Origin of the sequence: Corynebacterium sp. LK31 (assembly GCF_014335015.1) — a bacterium.
Taxonomy (GTDB): domain Bacteria; phylum Actinomycetota; class Actinomycetes; order Mycobacteriales; family Mycobacteriaceae; genus Corynebacterium; species Corynebacterium jeikeium_D.
Genome location: NZ_PDGW01000013.1, coordinates 169,066 through 185,888, shown reverse-complemented (window position 1 = coordinate 185,888; position 16,823 = coordinate 169,066). Strand labels below are relative to the sequence as shown.

At 59.4% G+C, this 16,823-nt stretch carries 9 protein-coding genes and 1 pseudogene; 2 read left to right on the top strand and 8 right to left on the bottom strand.

The window, feature by feature from the left end:
* The first annotated feature begins 60 nt into the window (after positions 1–60).
* A complete protein-coding gene (locus CRD18_RS05915; protein ID WP_049189593.1) occupies positions 61–3,243 on the top strand; it encodes a bifunctional [glutamine synthetase] adenylyltransferase/[glutamine synthetase]-adenylyl-L-tyrosine phosphorylase in 3,183 nt (1,060 codons plus the stop codon).
* Positions 3,244–3,341: 98 nt separating this feature from the next.
* Positions 3,342–5,555, top strand: coding sequence for a hypothetical protein (locus CRD18_RS05910; protein WP_049189592.1), 2,214 nt, complete (start codon positions 3,342–3,344; stop codon positions 5,553–5,555).
* 29 nt (positions 5,556–5,584) lie between these two features.
* On the opposite strand, the gene CRD18_RS05905 is transcribed toward CRD18_RS05910, so the two are convergent.
* The 8 genes and pseudogenes from CRD18_RS05905 to CRD18_RS11105 form a co-directional block, all read right to left on the bottom strand.
* The gene (locus CRD18_RS05905; RefSeq protein WP_049189591.1) at positions 5,585–7,012 is read right to left on the bottom strand and encodes a nitrate/nitrite transporter; all 1,428 of its coding nucleotides are present in this window, start codon (positions 7,010–7,012) and stop codon (positions 5,585–5,587) included.
* 77 nt (positions 7,013–7,089) lie between these two features.
* Entirely contained in the window at positions 7,090–8,826 is a 1,737-nt protein-coding gene (locus CRD18_RS05900; RefSeq protein WP_224784053.1) for a thiamine pyrophosphate-binding protein, read from the bottom strand.
* Positions 8,827–8,962: 136 nt separating this feature from the next.
* Complete coding sequence (thrC, locus tag CRD18_RS05895) at positions 8,963–10,411, bottom strand: threonine synthase (RefSeq protein ID WP_049189589.1); 1,449 nt, start codon at positions 10,409–10,411, stop codon at positions 8,963–8,965.
* 123 nt (positions 10,412–10,534) lie between these two features.
* Entirely contained in the window at positions 10,535–11,779 is a 1,245-nt protein-coding gene (locus CRD18_RS05890) for a dicarboxylate/amino acid:cation symporter (protein ID WP_187269940.1), read from the bottom strand.
* An 80-nt stretch (positions 11,780–11,859) separates the two neighbouring features.
* Positions 11,860–13,263: a branched-chain amino acid transport system II carrier protein gene (brnQ, locus tag CRD18_RS05885; protein ID WP_187406591.1), complete on the bottom strand. Its 1,404-nt coding sequence runs from the start codon at positions 13,261–13,263 to the stop codon at positions 11,860–11,862.
* A 468-nt stretch (positions 13,264–13,731) separates the two neighbouring features.
* Complete coding sequence (gene ptsP / locus CRD18_RS05880; RefSeq protein WP_187403946.1) at positions 13,732–15,423, bottom strand: phosphoenolpyruvate--protein phosphotransferase; 1,692 nt, start codon at positions 15,421–15,423, stop codon at positions 13,732–13,734.
* Positions 15,424–15,511: 88 nt separating this feature from the next.
* On the bottom strand, positions 15,512–15,778 hold the full coding sequence (locus CRD18_RS11110; protein WP_224433282.1) for an HPr family phosphocarrier protein: 267 nt from the start codon (positions 15,776–15,778) through the stop codon (positions 15,512–15,514).
* A gap of 177 nt (positions 15,779–15,955) precedes the next feature.
* Positions 15,956–16,771: pseudogene (locus tag CRD18_RS11105) on the bottom strand (PRD domain-containing protein); the annotation flags it as partial.
* Positions 16,772–16,823 lie beyond the last annotated feature (52 nt).

The window sequence follows — 16,823 nt, the reverse complement described above, 5'->3', positions numbered from 1 at the left end:
TTTCCCCGTACCGCCCCCTTCCTTTTTCGTCTTTAATTTGTTTTTGGGTGACCAGTTTCAATGGTGATGAATCGACCTCGCACATCTCGCCAATCAGTGCCGCGGCCCGCAGCGCTGGGCTTGCGTAATGACGATCGGACGCGGGCTGACCTGGAAGATTTGGGGTGGTACAACGAGGAGTCCCTACATCTGTTGTGGGGTCTTGCCGGAGCCAGCGACCCCAAGCTGGCGCTTATGGCGCTAGTGCGGCTGAAAGGCGCTCTCGACGAGCTGGAGCAGCAGGGAAAGCTGGAGAACTGGGCCACCTGGTCCGGTCTCGATGAAGCCATGCGCGAGCAGGTGCCGCTACGTACGCGTATGTTTGCGCTGCTCGGCGGCTCGAGTGCACTGGGCGATCACCTGGTTGCACACCCAGAAAAGTGGGTTCTGCTCCAAGCTGAGTTTCCAACTGAGGCAGACATGTTCCGCGAGATGCTCTCCAGCGTCGGGGCTGTGCCCGAGGTCATCGAACTCACTGATGAGGCCAGTCTGGAAAAGCAGGAGGATCCCGAGTATCGCAACCCCGTCGTTGCGCCCGCCACGCTTGAAGGCCCCGGTTTGTACCGTGCGAAGCTAACCGGCCGTGAGGCCGAAGTTGCGATGCAGTGCGCCTACCGCGACTTGATTATGCGTATTGCGTGCTACGACTTGGCTGGCACGTACCCACGGGGCCCTCGCCGTCCGGGACAGCCACAAGTCCCATTCCGTCAGGTCTCGGAGGCACTCAGTGATCTGGCTGATGCGGCGTTGACGGCTGCACTCTCTGTCGCGGTGCAACAGGTCTTTCCTTCGTCGCCGGTCTCAACACGCCTGGCCGTAATCGCCATGGGCAAGTGCGGTGCGGAAGAGCTGAACTACATCTCCGATGTGGATGTCATTTTCGTCGCAGAGCCGGCGGATGCCCGAGCCACCCGTTTGGCCAGCGAATTTATCCGGATTTCTTGCCACTGCTTCTTTGAGGTCGACGCGAATCTCCGACCGGAGGGTAAGTCGGGTGCACTCGTACGCACCGTGGATTCCCACGTCGCCTACTACAAGCGGTGGGCTGAAACCTGGGAGTTCCAGGCGTTACTGAAGGCGCGGCCGATGACAGGCGATATCGAGCTGGGCCGCGAATACATCGATGCTCTAGCTCCGATGGTGTGGACCGCCTCTCAGCGGGAATCCTTCGTCGATGATGTTCAACGCATGCGCGCCCGTGTGGTCCAAAACGTCCCCGAAGAGCTTCGCTACCGAGAGCTCAAGCTCGGTCGCGGTGGTCTGCGTGATGTCGAGTTCGCGGTGCAGCTGCTGCAGCTGGTCCATGGTCGCTATGACGATAGCCTCCGCGTGCTGCCAACTGTGATGGCACTCGACGCACTTGTCGAGGCTGGCTATATCGGTCGCGAAGACGGTGCCGCGCTGATTAACGCCTACGAGTTCGTCCGTCTGCTGGAGCACCGCCTGCAGCTGCAAAAGATGCGGCGGACGCATTTGTTGCCTGCCGACGACGACACCGAAGCTCTTCAGTGGCTCGGTCGCGCCTCTGGCATCGTCGGTGAGGGCGGCACCGATGCCAGCAAACCGCTGGCCAAGCAGGTTCGACTGGCCAGCTCACAGATCCGCTCCCTGCACAACAAGCTTTTCTACCGTCCACTGCTGAACTCCGTGGTGGAGCAGGACATTGGAACCCTGCAGCTATCGGCCGATGCGGCAAAGCGCCAGCTGGCCGCGCTGGGCTATCAGTACCCGGATCGCGCCTACGAGCATCTTTCTGCGCTGGCGGCGGGCACCTCGCGCAAGTCGCGTATTCAGGCGATGCTGCTACCGACGCTGATGGAGTGGCTATCGTCGACGCCAGACCCCGACGCGGGTCTGCTCAATTATCGCAAGCTCTCTGAGAAGCTCCACGACGAAACGTGGTTCCTGCGTACGCTGCGCGATGAGGGCGTCGTCGGCCAGCGGTTGATGCGGGTGCTCGGTTCTTCGCCGTACGCGTCTGATCTGATTATGAGTGCGCCGGACGTAATTAAACGGTTCGGCGACGGCGCGTCCGGGCCGAAGCTACTGAATACCGACTCCGATGCAGTCGGGCGTGCGCTGGTCGCAGCGGCTGCTCGTCACAACAGTCCAGCTAAGGCCATTGGTGTGGCACGTGCGTTGCGCCGTGCAGAGCTCGCGCGCATTGCCTCCGCAGATCTCTTCGGACTGATGGATGTGCAAGAGGTCTGTCATTCTCTGTCGATGGTGTGGGACAACGTACTCGAAGCTGCCCTCGCCGCCGAAATCCGTGCGTGGTCGCTGGAGCATCCTGACTCGGAGGTCCCGGGCATTATCTCCGTAATCGGTATGGGGCGACTCGGCGGTGCTGAACTGGGCTACGGCTCCGATGCCGACGTGATGTTCATCTGTGAACCCCGCAAGGACGCCGATGGAGCGCCGCTTGTCGACGATTCCGAGGCGGTCAAGTGGGCAACCAGGATTTGTGACTCGTTGCGTCGTCGGCTGGCAAAGCCAAGCCAGGACCCGCCATTGGAGGTCGACGTGGACCTGCGCCCAGAAGGACGCTCGGGCCCGATTGTCAGGACCCTGGATTCCTATGTGACCTACTACGAGCGCTGGGGTGAAACCTGGGAGATTCAGGCACTGCTACGGGCTACCTGGATTGCCGGCGACAAAGACCTGGGCACCCGCTTCCTTAAGGCCATCGATCCGCTGAGGTACCCACAGGGCGGAGCTGATGCCAAGATGGTCCGCGATGTCCGTCGTATGAAAGCGCGTGTTGATTCCGAGCGACTGCCTCGCGGAGCCGATCGCCGTACCCACACCAAACTCGGTTCCGGTGCACTGACCGATATCGAATGGACTGTGCAGCTGCTAATCATGCTGCATGCCCACGAGGTGCCGGAGTTGCACAACACGTCGACGCTGGAGTGTCTGGAAGTGCTGAAAGACCGCGGAATTCTAGATGCGGAGGATACCGACGCACTTCGGGATGCCTGGCTGATGGCGACGAATGCTCGCAATGCGCTGGTGCTCACCCGTGGTAAGCGCACGGATCAGCTGCCCCAGCCGGGGCGTCAGCTGACTCAGGTCGCCGGTGCGGCGGGGTGGGAGGCATCGGATTCCAACGGTTTTATTGAGCACTATTTGCGTCTGACTCGTCACTCCAGCCGTGTCGTCAATCGTGTGTTTTGGGGTGAGGAGAACCCCGACCACGAGTAGGCCGGGCAGAGGTCTGCCGCACCTCGCTGCGAGGCTCAATATGTGGCAGCGGGGTGCAGCCTTTGTCTTAGCACGGCGACCGGGCATAATGGTGGGCTATGGAACGCAACGTCGATTACTCGGTACGCCCTAGGTATGAGGATTTCATTCTCAACCTCGATGGCACTGACCTGCGTTTTTTATTGAGCCGCACGTGCCCAGCCGCTGATACCTCAGCTGCTGGGCAAGAGGCGGTGGAATTGCTGATGTCACAGGATTCAGCGCATACGGCGCTGTCTTTTTGTGATCCCGATGTTCTCGATGTGGCCCACTTGGTTCATATTCTGGAGGATTCCGCATCGCTGGATACCCTCACAGAAGTGGCCTATTGGGCATCGGATGCGGACGTGATGGCGCACGATACGCCGAAGGGCGTTGACCGCAAGCGTCGTCGCGTCGGCAAGCAGCAGCTTGAGCATGTGCTACGCCGTGGCCAGCGCCAGGGGCTCGTGTGGGAGGAACCGGCGGGCGTGTGGCATGTGCCGCCACATATTTCGGAGGTGTTCCCGGCGGAACCGAGCCTTAGCTTCCGCGTCGCCGACTTAGTGGCGAATATGCCAGCGGATGTGCTGAGTCGCCGTATGGAGCGCATGGGGCTGGAGCCGGATAACGCGCCGGGAGAGGGCACACCGCGAGCCCTGAACGCCAGCGATTTAACGGTGCGGAATGTGCAGGCTCGCCAGGTGGAGCTCATTGCAGGCTTCCTCTGCGATCCGGTGAAGGTGCGGGCTCTGGTGATGACAGCTCCGGTGGATATTCGCAATGAGCTGCGCTGGATGGCAACCGACGAGAAGTACTTGCCCTCCTATATGTGGTCTGAACTACGTGCCGACGCGGTGCGCTGGGCCGAAGAGCGTCTGCTGCTGACTGTGCTAGAAGAACCGGCGATGCCGACATTTGAGCAAGAATCGGAAGCACGCAACGAATCGACAGTGGTTGCCCGCCTGGTGGGCGCAGTCGCGTTGGCGCTCAAGGGCGACATGTGGTCGATTCGTAAGCCGCATCCGACGGAGTCTTTCCCGGCAACGCTGGAGTCAAAGGAATTGACCGAAGCTTCGGTGGCTGCGGTGGCGTTTGCTTCGGCGTTTATGGATGCTGCGGGCAGCGGCGACGGACGTCTGAAGGACCCGTTGCACATGTATGAGGAATCGAGCCTGCTGTGGATTCAGGACTTCGCAGCGTCAATAGGGGCGAGTGCTTTCGCGGCGCCCTGGATTGTGGAGATGCTGGTCAACGCGGGATTGATTCACGCTGACAGCGGGCATCCGACGCCGCGCGCACTGCAGTACTGGTACAACGCTGATGCCTCGACCCGATGGGCGTATCTCGCGGCGGGCTTCCTCGTTGGTCGCGGTCCGTGGCACGGCGAGTTTCCGTGGGTGACCATGGGCGTCGATGATCTGTCGCATGCCACCCTTGCCTACGGCTACCCGTATGCCGCGCGTGAAGTAGTGTCACTGGCCGCGCAGCTGGAGGAAGATCAGAAGTTCTATGGCTGCTGCGTCGAAGGGCATATGGCTTGGAATGTCGACAACCTCTGCGCTCGCAATGGCGCCGATGGGGAAGCGATGGTCGGTTGGCTGCTGGAGCAGGCCGGCATCTTGGGTATTCTCTATCATGGGCACGCCTCCTGGCAAGCCATGGCCATCATGTATGCCTTGCACGACATCTGGCTGACTGATCAGCACGTCGGTGCTCAGCGCATGGCCGAACTCATCGCTGAGTATGCCGCTGGCCAGGTGCCGACGGCGGAGGCAGTCCAGATTGCCCGCCTGTTCAAGGATGCCGCACCTAACGAGCGCCTGGCTGCCACATTGGATGGCGTCGCCAGCAACCAGGTTGCCCTCGCGTTGGACTTCATCGGCGACCGCGAAACCTGCGCGGAAACTTCTCGCTGGATTATTTCCGAGGAGAGCCTGCGTCGCGCTTGCCTCGCGGTTGACGGCGACGTCGATGTCCTGTTTTCCCAGCTGGGGCCACTGGTCAATAGTTCTATGAAGCTGGTCATCTACGCCGAGCTAGTCCGCATTACCAAGACCGAGAAGCTGCAGGAAATGTATGAGCGTGAGGCCGTAGCATCAACGCCTTCGCTTGACGACGTCCCGGAGAACGCAGCCTCCGAAACTGACACCGGTGAGCGCGCTTCCCATGGTGCTCAGACCGATGGCAGCGAACGCACGGCGGATAGCGGCCGCGCAGACTCCTCTGGGCGATCGGAGGACTCGGATGACTCGGAGGGACTGGAAGGACCAGAGCAGCTTTCGCTGTTCTAGCCGCTCCGTCTCTCGACTTCCTGTAGTTCCTACTCCGTAGGTTCCAGCTCAAAACGGCTCTGCTGGGCGACAAAGCGTGCCGCCGCACGCTTTGCAACCAGCAGGCCAACGAAACCAATCACCCACACACCGACGACAGCCAACCAGCCAATGCGGAAGGTCTCCCAGGTGTAATTTCCATCGGGAGCTGCAATATCCAGCAGGAAGCCGACACCTTGTGCAGCGAGCATGGTGGCCACAAAACCGCCCATATTCGCCAACCCAGTGCCGGTGGCGAGTACCTTGCGATCGACCTCTTCGCGCACTGAGTCAAAGCCGAAGTTGGACATTGCACCAAGACCGGCCATTAGGATGTTGACTACGATAATTGCCCAGTACGCTGGTGGGTTGCTCGGTGCCAGGAACACAAGCCAGACGGCCATGTTGATAAACGCGATTGCGACAACAACCTTGATACGGTCGCGGCCGGTGCGTGCCGAGACCATGCCCATCAACGGCCCGGCGATAATTACTGACAGCGTGTTAACGACCAGCACCACACTGGCCTCGGAGGGCTTAAGACCCATACCTAGCATCATCAGAGGCATGCCCCACAGCAATGTGAAGATGCACTGATGCATCAAACCAGTCCAGTGAGTGAAGAAACCCTGCCAGCACACCGGGTGAGTGGTCACAATCTTCAGAGTCTGGCCGATAGTTAGTTTCTCATCGGCTGCGGCAGAGGCTCCGCCATCGGCAGCCGTTTTCGCGGCCTTCTCGGCGGCGCGGCGTTTACGAAGTGACATCTTGGCTGTGGAGGAGTTCTCCGGGACGTCGGCAAGCGCGATCATGCCTACGATAGCGATGAGAAGACCCGCGGTGCTCAGCGACAAGAACGCGGGCACCCACCCCGCGGCGTGCAGAATCGCGAGGAACGGGACCGCAGAGATGAACTGGCCGAGCTGGCCAAGACCAGCCGTGAGCTGCGTGAACAGCGGAGTGACGCGCAGTGGGAACCACGCGGGAAGCAGCCGCATAGCACCGAGGAATGCGGTGGCATCGCCGGCGCCGATGAACACACGAGCAATGACAGCCAGCGGATACGATGTCGTGAACGCAATGATGACCTGGCCCAGTGCCATGATCAGTGCGCCCACGACCATCGTTTTCTTGGCGCCGACGCGGTCAATGATGATGCCCGTCGGAATCTGCGCCAGGGCGTAGACGCCAACCTGCACGGCGGTGAACAGCGCGAGTTGGGAGGCGTTGATATGGAAGCGATCGAGCGCCTCGACGCCAGCGACACCCATGGAGGTGCGGCCGACGATGGCAACGATGTAGGTAATCAGCGCCGCCAGCCAGACGGCAATCGCGCGGCCAGTGACATGCTCGCGCGGGTCCTTTGCCACCGCGGTGGCGGGCTGATCTGTTGATGAAATCTGATCTTTACCGTTACGCTGCTTTACCACTCGCCACATTGTAGACCCCATCAACCAACCGGCCTGAAGAGGGGTCGCACCGGGGTCTAGATGGCCCCGATCATGCCTGCGGCAAACTACCTTTGTGCCTTAGCCAGAACTTCCTTCACGAAGTCCGCGACCACCAGCCGTGAGACCTTGAAATCAATTACGGCAACGGAAGCCTCATCGGAGTTGGAAACGTCATGGAAGTAGGCGTCGAGTTGGGCAAAGTCCTCAGGTTCGCCGACACTGAAACCGTGAGCGCCATAGGCACGTCCGACTGCGGCGAAGTCGTAGTCGGCAATCTCCATGGACGAGGTGTCCAACCCGACATCGCCAAACTGGTGCAGCTCCGCGCCATAGGCAGCATCGTTAATGAACACCACGCAACCGCCACGACCACGCCGCAGCTGCTCAATCGCCGCAGGTAAATCCGCAATACCCATCGTGCCGCCACCGTCACCGGCGACTAGCACGCAATAGTCCTTGGGGCGTGCCGCCGCGAGGCCGACAAGTGACCCCATGCCCAAACCAATTGACTGAATCGCCGTGCCCACAATCACTTGCTGCTGCGGACCAGGCACATCAAGATATTTCGGAACCCACCCCAGGAAATGGCCACCGTCAGTACACACAGCGCGCTGATTGGGCAGGATACGATTCAGATACTGCAGGCACGCCCGCGGATCCAACCGGCCATCCGCGCACGTCAGCGACTCGACCTCCGCTGTCGTCGGCAGTGTCTTCAACTCCGCACGCCATGTGCTTGACGACGCCCCCCGGGACTTCTCCAGCTGCTCTGCCAGTACGGGCAGAAGTTCCTCCAACTTAGCCAATAGCGGTGTCACCGACGGCTGAGCAGCGGGATGGGGCTCGTCGACAACCTGGATAATCTTCGCGTCCGGTGCAAACATGTTGCCGCCACGGTTTTGGAAAGCGTTGAAGCTTGCTCCCAGGAACAGCACCACATCGGCCTGTCGAGCTAGTTCCACCTGCCACGCATGCGCAAAACCGCCCACGGTGCCAATCTGCCACGGACTGGAAAGCACATGACGAGCCATCGCTGAGTGCATAAACAGTGCCCCCGCACCGTCCCCGATGCGGCGGACTAGATCTGCGGTACCAGAGAGCAACACACCTCTACCAGCAATAATGAGTGGGCGACGGGCAGTTTGCAGTTCCTCGGCCAGCGACGCGACAGTTGACTCCAACCATTCTGGTCGGCCGGTGTGCAGATGCTCCTGATTAGTCGACTGTGTTTCAGACGCAGATGCCGTAATCGGTGCTTCTTGGATGTCATAGGGGAGCAGCAGCACGACAGGCTGCCGAGAACTCAGTGCGTGCTGGACCGCAAAGTTTGCGTCGTCAAGCGCGGACTCGGGAGTAACGGTGCGATGACAGACGTCGAGGGCGTCGAGGAGCGCCGCCTGATTAAGGTCAAAGGGACGTGGGCGTTCCGGGTGCGTGCCGACGACAAAAATTAGCGGAATACGGGCTACTCGAGCCTCGGCCAGAGTGGTTAGCGCATTGGTAAATCCTGCGCCGCAAGTGGCGGTCGCGATGGCAAGCCCTCCACCTGCACGGTGGAATGCATCGGCGGCCCCGACAGCAGCCGATTCGTGTCGGACGGAGGAGTAGCCGAATCCCGATTCAGTAAGGGCTGACGTGAAGTGGGAGTTCGCGTTGCCGATGAGACCGAAGCAGTGGTCGCAGTGCTGGGCCAGTGTGTCGGCCAGCGCCCGCGAGACCGTGGTTGTCTTTTGGGAACCTTCCTGCGGGGAAGATGCGGGCGCGTGGGGCATAGGACGGCTATTAACTCGAGTGAAACTCATGTGAACAATTGTGAGGTAATCACGGGGGTAATAACAGCCCTATAGCCCAAGATAATGCCGTTTGCCCTTAAAAAAGAGGGCACTATTCCACATCGCTGCTGCGCGGATGGGGGGGGAGGTTGGGCTATGCCCGGTTTTAAGCCACGTTGTCGTCGATGAACTTCTTCACCACATCGACATCATTCGGCAGCTCAGTAACGCGGCGCGGGGCATTCATGATGTCCGCGAAACGCTCCGGGCAGTCCGGCTCGCGTCCGGTGGCCTCCAGGATGGTCTCGGAGAACTTTACCGGCAGAGCGGTCTCCAGGCAGACAATTGGGGTGGATACCTGGTCTACCAGGCCGCGGGCGACGTGGATGCCGTCAGCGGTGTGCGGATCGACCATGACCTCTAGGCGCTCCCAGCAGTCCTTGATGGTCTCGACGCGGTCAGCGTGAGTCGAGCGACCGGAGAGGAAACCGTACTGGGCAGAAGCCTCCGGGAAGATCGGATCAGCAGTAAGAGAGAAGCCGCCCTCCTTGACCTTGACACCAAAGAGGTCTGCAGTGCGCTCAGCATCGCGCCCCAGCAGATCGAAGATGAAACGCTCGAAGTTAGACGCGCGGGAGATATCCATCGATGGGGAAGAGGTAGCCTGAGTCTCCGCAGCGCTGCGCACGCGGTAGGCACCCGTGCGGAAGAACTCATCCAAGACATCGTTTTCATTGGTAGCCACAATCAGGCGGTCAATTGGCACACCCATCTGGCGCGCAATATGGCCGGCGCAAATATCACCGAAGTTGCCGGTCGGCACACTGAAGCTGACCTTCTGCGCGTTGTTCGCCTCAGCACCGTTGCCGCCAGTGACACGAATCCACGAGGAGACGTAGTACACGATCTGAGCCATCAGGCGAGCCCAGTTGATGGAGTTGACTGCGCCAATGTGGCGGCTGGCCTTGTACTCCAAGTCACCGGAGACCGCCTTAACGATGTCCTGGCAATCGTCGAAGACACCGTCGAGGGCGACGTTGTGAATGTTGGCATCCTGCAGACCAAACATCTGAGCCTGCTGGAACGCGGTCATTCGACCAGCCGGAGTTAGCATGAACACGCTGATTCCCTCACGGCCGCGCATTGCATACTCGGCCGAGGAACCCGTGTCACCAGAGGTGGCGCCGAGGATGTTCAGGGTCTCGCCACGACGAGCCAGTTCATACTCGAAGAACTCACCGAGCAGCTGCATCGCCATATCCTTGAATGCCGCTGTGGGGCCCATGGACAAGTGACCGATGTAGAGCTGATCTTCCAGCTTCGTCACCGGCACAATATCCGGATCGGAGAACTTCGGGTAGGTGTACGCCCGTGCACAGATACCGCGCAAATCCTCCAGTGGAATGTCGTCCACAAAAAGGCTGACGACCTCTGCAGCCAAGGCTGCGTAACCGTCGTCGACAAGCACGGAGCGCCAACGCGTCAAAGTGGCATCGTCAACCTGTGGGTACTCGACCGGCAGGTAGAGGCCACCGTCGTTAGCGAGACCTCCCAGGAGAATGTCTGAGAACTTGTGCGGCGTGCGCTCTGGGTCGCGAGTCGAAATGAAGTCCAAGGCGGGCCCCTTACATGTATGCCAACACCCGCCGCATCGGCCCATAAGAAGGCCTTTTGAAAGATTGCGACGGGGTTGACCGGTGGATGTTTTCTTTAATTTTTACATATGCACCGAAGCCAGTTAGGCCTCGGTTGTGGAAGATGCGGAATTGGCCTCTTCAGCGTCGAAGCTGAGCTCTTCGGAACGGTCGATGACATCATCCTTGGCAAAGCGGTTAACAATCATGGCAATTGCACCGTCTCCAGTGACATTACATGCGGTACCGAAGGAGTCGATGGCGATGTAGGCGGCAATCATCAAAGCGACCTGCTCCTGATCGAAGCCCAGCATGGACTGCAGCACACCGACCGCGGCCATAATTGCGCCACCTGGAACGCCCGGAGCCGCGATCATGGTGATACCCAAAGTGAGAATGAAGCCGATGGCCATGCCCGGCGAAAGCGGCTTGTCCGCCATGAACATCACGGCAAATGCGAACAGCGTGATTTTCATCATCGAACCGGCCAGGTGGATGGTTGCGCACAGTGGCACGGTAAAGCCAGCGACCTTCTCCGAGACACCATTCTTCAGCGCGGCCTTGTACGTCACCGGAATGGTAGCGGCCGAGGAGGAGGTGCCGAGTGCGGTGACGTAAGCCGGCAGCATGTTCTTCAGGGACGTCCACGGGCTACGGCCAGCGATGGCGCCAGCGATGGAGAACTGGATTGCCAACAGGAGCACGGTGCCGATGACTGCCAGAAGCAGCACCTTGAAGAACATCGACAGCGTCGTGGTCAGGTTGCCGTTCATGCCCATAGACAGGAACATGCCGAAGATGTAAATCGGCAGCAGCGGGATGATAAACGCCGAGATGATCTTCATAATCACGTCGCGCAGCTGCGTCGCACCGCGGTAGAGCGAGTCCGACTTCACGGTGGTCATCGCCACACCGACCGTGAAAGCCAGCAACAGGGCGGTCATGACGTCAAACGGCGGTGGCATCTCCACATTGAAGAAGCTCTCCAGCGCGCCCTCATCAATATCCACCGATGCGCCGGCTTGGTCAGCGCCGAGCAGCCAAGGGTAGAGCCCCTGGGTGGCGGCGTAGGCCAATAGACCCGAGAACACCGTCGAGCCGTAGGCGATAGCAGTGGTAATACCCAGCCACTTTCCGGCGCCGCGGCCCAGGCTGGCAATCGCCGGCGTGATGAGGGCAAAAATCAGCACCGGGATAAAGAAGCCCAGGAAGTTACCAAAGAGGCCATTGAAAGTGACAAAAATTCGAGCCAGCCAGTCCGGGAAGAAAAAGCTGCAGACAATGCCCAGAATAATCGCGACAATAACGCGGAAAAGGAGCGTTTGCGTAAAACGCATTCGGGTACTCATAGTCAATCCTTGTTCGGATGGAATTTACTTCTCTAGCGTGCGGTATTTACGTTATGCAACGCAAATAACCGGGTGTGGTTTTACGCCTTTTCGGCTACCTCTTCTGCAACGGTCTCGTCGGCAAGCACACTCGCCGGGCGATTTGCGCGCTGCTTTCGCGTGACGACGTCAATTGCGTATCCGATCACCGTCGCTGCCAGAGTCGGCAGGAACCATCCGAACTCGATGCTCTGACCAGGTACGAGACTGAGGAAGTCCGCCAAAGCAGAACCACCGACACCCAAACCGGAGAGTACTGAGATACCCGACCAGATGGTGGCAACCCAGACGCCCAGGCGGTAGGTGTAATGCAGCTTGAAGGAGTAGGAAATGACCGGGTCGAGAAGAGTCAGTGCAATCAGAGTGATAGCCGGCGGGTAAATAAAGGTGATGATCGGCGCGGCAATCGCCAGTACCTGAGACAGCCCCTGTGTTGCCATTACGAAGGACATGACCGTGAAGATAATCGCCCAGGCCTTGTAACTGATGCCCGGAAGTAGCAGGTTGAAGAACTCGCTGGTGGCGGCAATCAGGCCGACAGCGGTGGTCATACATGCGAGCAGAACGATGAGGCCGAAGACAATCTGTCCGACCTGGCCCATGGCCAGCTTGGAAGCCTCTGCAAGAATGCCCGAGCCGTTATCGAAGGAGGCGGCATTCGGCAGCACCTGGCCGACATAGCCCAGACCCAAGTAGATGATGGCCAGCAAAATGCCGGCGAACAGGCCTGAGATCATTGTGCCGCGAACCATACGCTTGCCCTCTGGGACACCGCTGACGCGGAGGGCAGAAATGACAATAATGCCGAATGCCAGGCCGGCGATGGAGTCCATGGTGAGGTAGCCCTCGACTAGGCCGGAGGCAAATGGGGTAGAGGAGTACTTCTCAATTGGCGCAGCTGGAGCGGCATCGAATTTGAATGCCGACATTCCAACCAATACAACCAAGAGAATCAGCAGAGCCGGAGTGAGAATCTTGCCCAGTTTGGACACAATCTCATTTGGATTCCACGCCAATGCTAAGGCGATACCGAAGAAAACAAAGTAGAAGGCCGCAGCGACGGCCAGTGAATCACTGCCGAAAATCGGCTGGACACCGGTTTCGTACGACACGGCACCGGTACGCGGCAGAGCGTAGAAAGCACCGATGGAAAGGTATGCGATTACCGGGAAGCCCAAGGAAAAGATGCGGCCTGCGCGAAACGCTAGGTCACGCAGGTTGTTGCCTGAAATGGCGATGGCGATGATGGCCAGAACTGGCAACGCCACACCGGTGAGCAGGAAGCCGGTGATTGAGGGGCCAAAATTGGTACCGGAATCCACTCCGAGCTTCGGCGGGAAGATGAGGTTGCCCGCGCCGAAGAACATCGAAAACAGCATGAGAGCTGTAACAACGATAATGGAAGCGAAAGACTTCGGGGACTCCACTCCGCTCGACTTGGTCATGAGAATTGTGTTCTTTCTAAATTAGTGTCGCCCGTAAGGTCAAGGGCGATGCTGCAAGCTGCTGTGGCGACGCCGTTGTTGCCTGTGCTGCGGTGGCGCAAACGCCCGTTACAGCAGCGCAATTGCAGTTCGTGTGCCCATGTAGATGAAAGGCCACGATGTCGAAAACTGACACTCTTAATGTGAAATTGTGAATTTTCACGGGCTGGGTGGAGCCTGATGCGTGAATTAAGTTGCGGCTTGTATGAGCCGTCTTTATTTGAATTATTAAGGGGCTTCGACGGCGTTGGTGGTGCCGACGAAGGCACTCTATTTATCCTAATGGGGCGTTCGAGAGAGGGAAAATCAAGAAATTTCCCAGAAAGTTTGCTGCCTGTGATGGGGCAGCGAACAAAAGAGAAAGAGCCTGGCGCACACGTTTACGCTGACAGCGTGTGTACGCCAGGCTTAGTACTAATTCCGTCTGCTCTACAGCAGATCCTTCACTTTCGGATCCACCAGCGCGGTCACTGCGGCCTTCGCATCGGCTGCAGTTTCGGCATCGACAGCGTATGCTGCCATCTGCTGGCAGGTAGCGCGGTCGTGGAGGCGGAGAGCGGCGCGGACGGCCGGCACCTTCTTGGAAGCCATGGACAGCGAGCTCACGCCGAGTCCCACCAGGACCAGTGCCAGCAGCGGGTCACCGCCGGCTTCACCGCAGACACTAATGGGCTTGCCGGTAGCATTGCCGCCCTTGCATGCGGACTTAATCATTTGCAGCACAGCCGGCTGCCATGGCGATAGGAGATCCGCCAGAGCCCCCTGCATACGGTCGGCCGCCATAGTGTACTGCGACAAGTCGTTAGTACCAATGGAGGCAAAGTCCACAATGGACAGCAGCTGCTTCGCGCGAATTGCTGCTGCGGGGACCTCAATCATGATGCCGACCTTCGGCAGGCCACGCTCCCGTGCCTTGTCTGCAAACCACTTTGTTTCTTCGACCGTTGCGATCATCGGAGCCATAACCCGCAGGTCAGCCTTACGGCCGGTGGCGTCAAACGCAGCGGCGAGTGCATCCAGCTGCGTATCCAGCAAATCTTCCCGAGCCTGCGACAGGCGCAGTCCGCGGCGACCCAGCGCCGGGTTTTCTTCCTCGCCTAGGTCGGCAAAGCTCAGCGGCTTATCCGCACCCGCATCCAGCGTGCGCACAACCACGCGTCGCTCACCGAATGCCTTCAGCACACGAGTGTAGGTTTCCGTTTGTTCCTCCAAACTCGGAGCCTTGTCGCGGTCGAGGAAAAGGAACTCAGTACGGAACAGGCCGGTGCCCTCATTATCCTGCGCTGCTGCAGACTCACCATCTTCCGCCGTACCAATGTTGGCCAGCAGATTCACGGGGTACCCATCAGCGGTCTTGCCTGCGCCCACAGACTGCGCCAGGGCTGCTTCCCGGCGTCGAGCACGCTCTTCCAACGCGGCGACCTCATCGGCGGTCGGATTCGCAATTACCTCACCGGCGCCGCCGTCAATGGCGACGAAGGTACCGGCCTCGAGTTCCATGACGCCCTTCGCCTTAACGACGGCTGGAATGCCCAGCTGTGCTGCGAGGATAGCCGTGTGACTGGTCGGCCCGCCTCCAGCGGTGGCAATGCCTACGACCAACTCGGGGTCAAGACCCACGGTTTCAGCGGGCGCGAGATCGTCGGCAAGCAGGATAGTTGGGGTGGAAACATCCGGGACGCCCGGTTTTGGCAGGCCACGCAGCTCGCAAATTGTGCGGTCGCGAACATCGTAGAGGTCGGTGACACGTTCAGCCATGTAGCCACCGAGACTGGTTAGGAGCTGCGCGTAGTCCTCAACGGCATCGTGAACGGCCTGGGTGATGCCGGAGCCTGCCTTGAGTTTCTTCACCACGGCCCTGGCGAGCGCCCTATCGGAAGCCAGTTGCGCAGTGGCCTCCAGAATCGGGCGTGCCTGCGGGCTGGAGTGCTCAGCCTGCTTCTTCAGCGACTCTGCGACGTTGGCCATCGCCGCGCGGACGCGCTCACCATCGGCGACGGGATCGGTCGACGACGGTTCTTGAGTATCAACTCCCGGGGCGGGGAGTACCTTTACTACTTCAGCGCTGGCCGTACCGGTCGAGACACCGATGCCATAGATGACAGTGTGCTGCTCGTTCATTGCTTCCGATCTCCTTTTCGGGACCTCTGCGGGGATACTCGTCGGTCGTGGTGTGCCGTGGTGTTATCCAGGAGTGTTTTAGCTGGGCTTACTCGGCATCCAGGTCGCGCTCGAGCATGGCTGCAAGCTCGTCCAGAGCTGCAGCTGCGGAGTCGTCCTCGCAGCTCAGCGTGACTTCGTCGCCGTGCTTAGCGCCGAGGGTCATGACCTCCAGGATCGAGGCGGCATCGGCCTCTTCGTCGTCAAGGGAAATGACAATGTCGTAGTCGTACTCAGCAGCAGCCTGAGTGAACAGGGAAGCCGGGCGAGCGTGCAGGCCTACGGAGGAACCGATGGTAGCGGTACGAGTAATCATGGTTGAATCCTTTCGGGTCGAATATGTGAAATTTTCTGACTCAGGCACAGTGCCTGTACATCCCACCGCGGGTGCGCCGCCCGCTGGTGCTTGCTTAGCATCAACGTCGCGCACGCTCCGGGAAACCCTGGAGGCGGTGGGAGATACAGCCGCTGCCTGCACAATGCGTGCAATGTGCAGGGTGAGGTAGGAAACTTCGTCTTCCGTCAACCCCGACCCCAGACGCAGTTCAATGACTGCGGAGATACGCTGTGCGCAGCGAAACGCCTCTGGGGCGGAGTCACGGATGGCCTGGCCAATAGCGGAGGAGTGATCTTTCAACTGCTCATGCTTGGCAATCCGGACGAACAGGTAGCGCAGGTGTGTGATGAAGCGCCCCACATTGACAGTCTCTGGCTCCAGCGTGATGCCAAAATCACTTTCAATGATTGTGAGCAGCTGCTGCAGGACGCCCGTCATGGTGTAGGTGAAGCTCAAATCACCCGTAGAAAAACCAGCATTGACTAGGTGTAACGTAATCGCCACCGCTTCTGAGCGGGGTAATGGCGCTATACGACGGTCATTGAGAGCGCGATTGATATGCGACAAAATCGCCTGCGCCTGCGCGTATTCTTCACTATAAAGTTGGCTGACTTCCGCGAGCAGCGGGTAATCTGCTCGCTGCCCGTTAGCTGCCCTCATGATGGCGAAACCAATGTGATCGGCTAACGCCACAAGGAGGGAAGCGTTCTTCGTCATCGATTCCGGCAGGCCGGCTGCGGTTACCGCATCGGTCACAAGAGTCATGTGAGCCAGCGGAATTTCTGTGAGCATCGTGGCAATATGGTCCGGATCACGGCCTTCCGCTGGGACAAAGATGCGAACAACTTTGCTCGAATCAACCGGCTGCCCCGGGCGGGCCTTGAAGCCAATGCCGCGGCCGGTGATGATTTTCTCGCCGGTCGCGTCCTTGGCCAGGACCACGTTGTTATTGAATACTCTCAGGATTTCCATGTCGGTAACCGTGAACTCCTCCATAAGTTGAGGGATTTCAGGCCGGTATGCC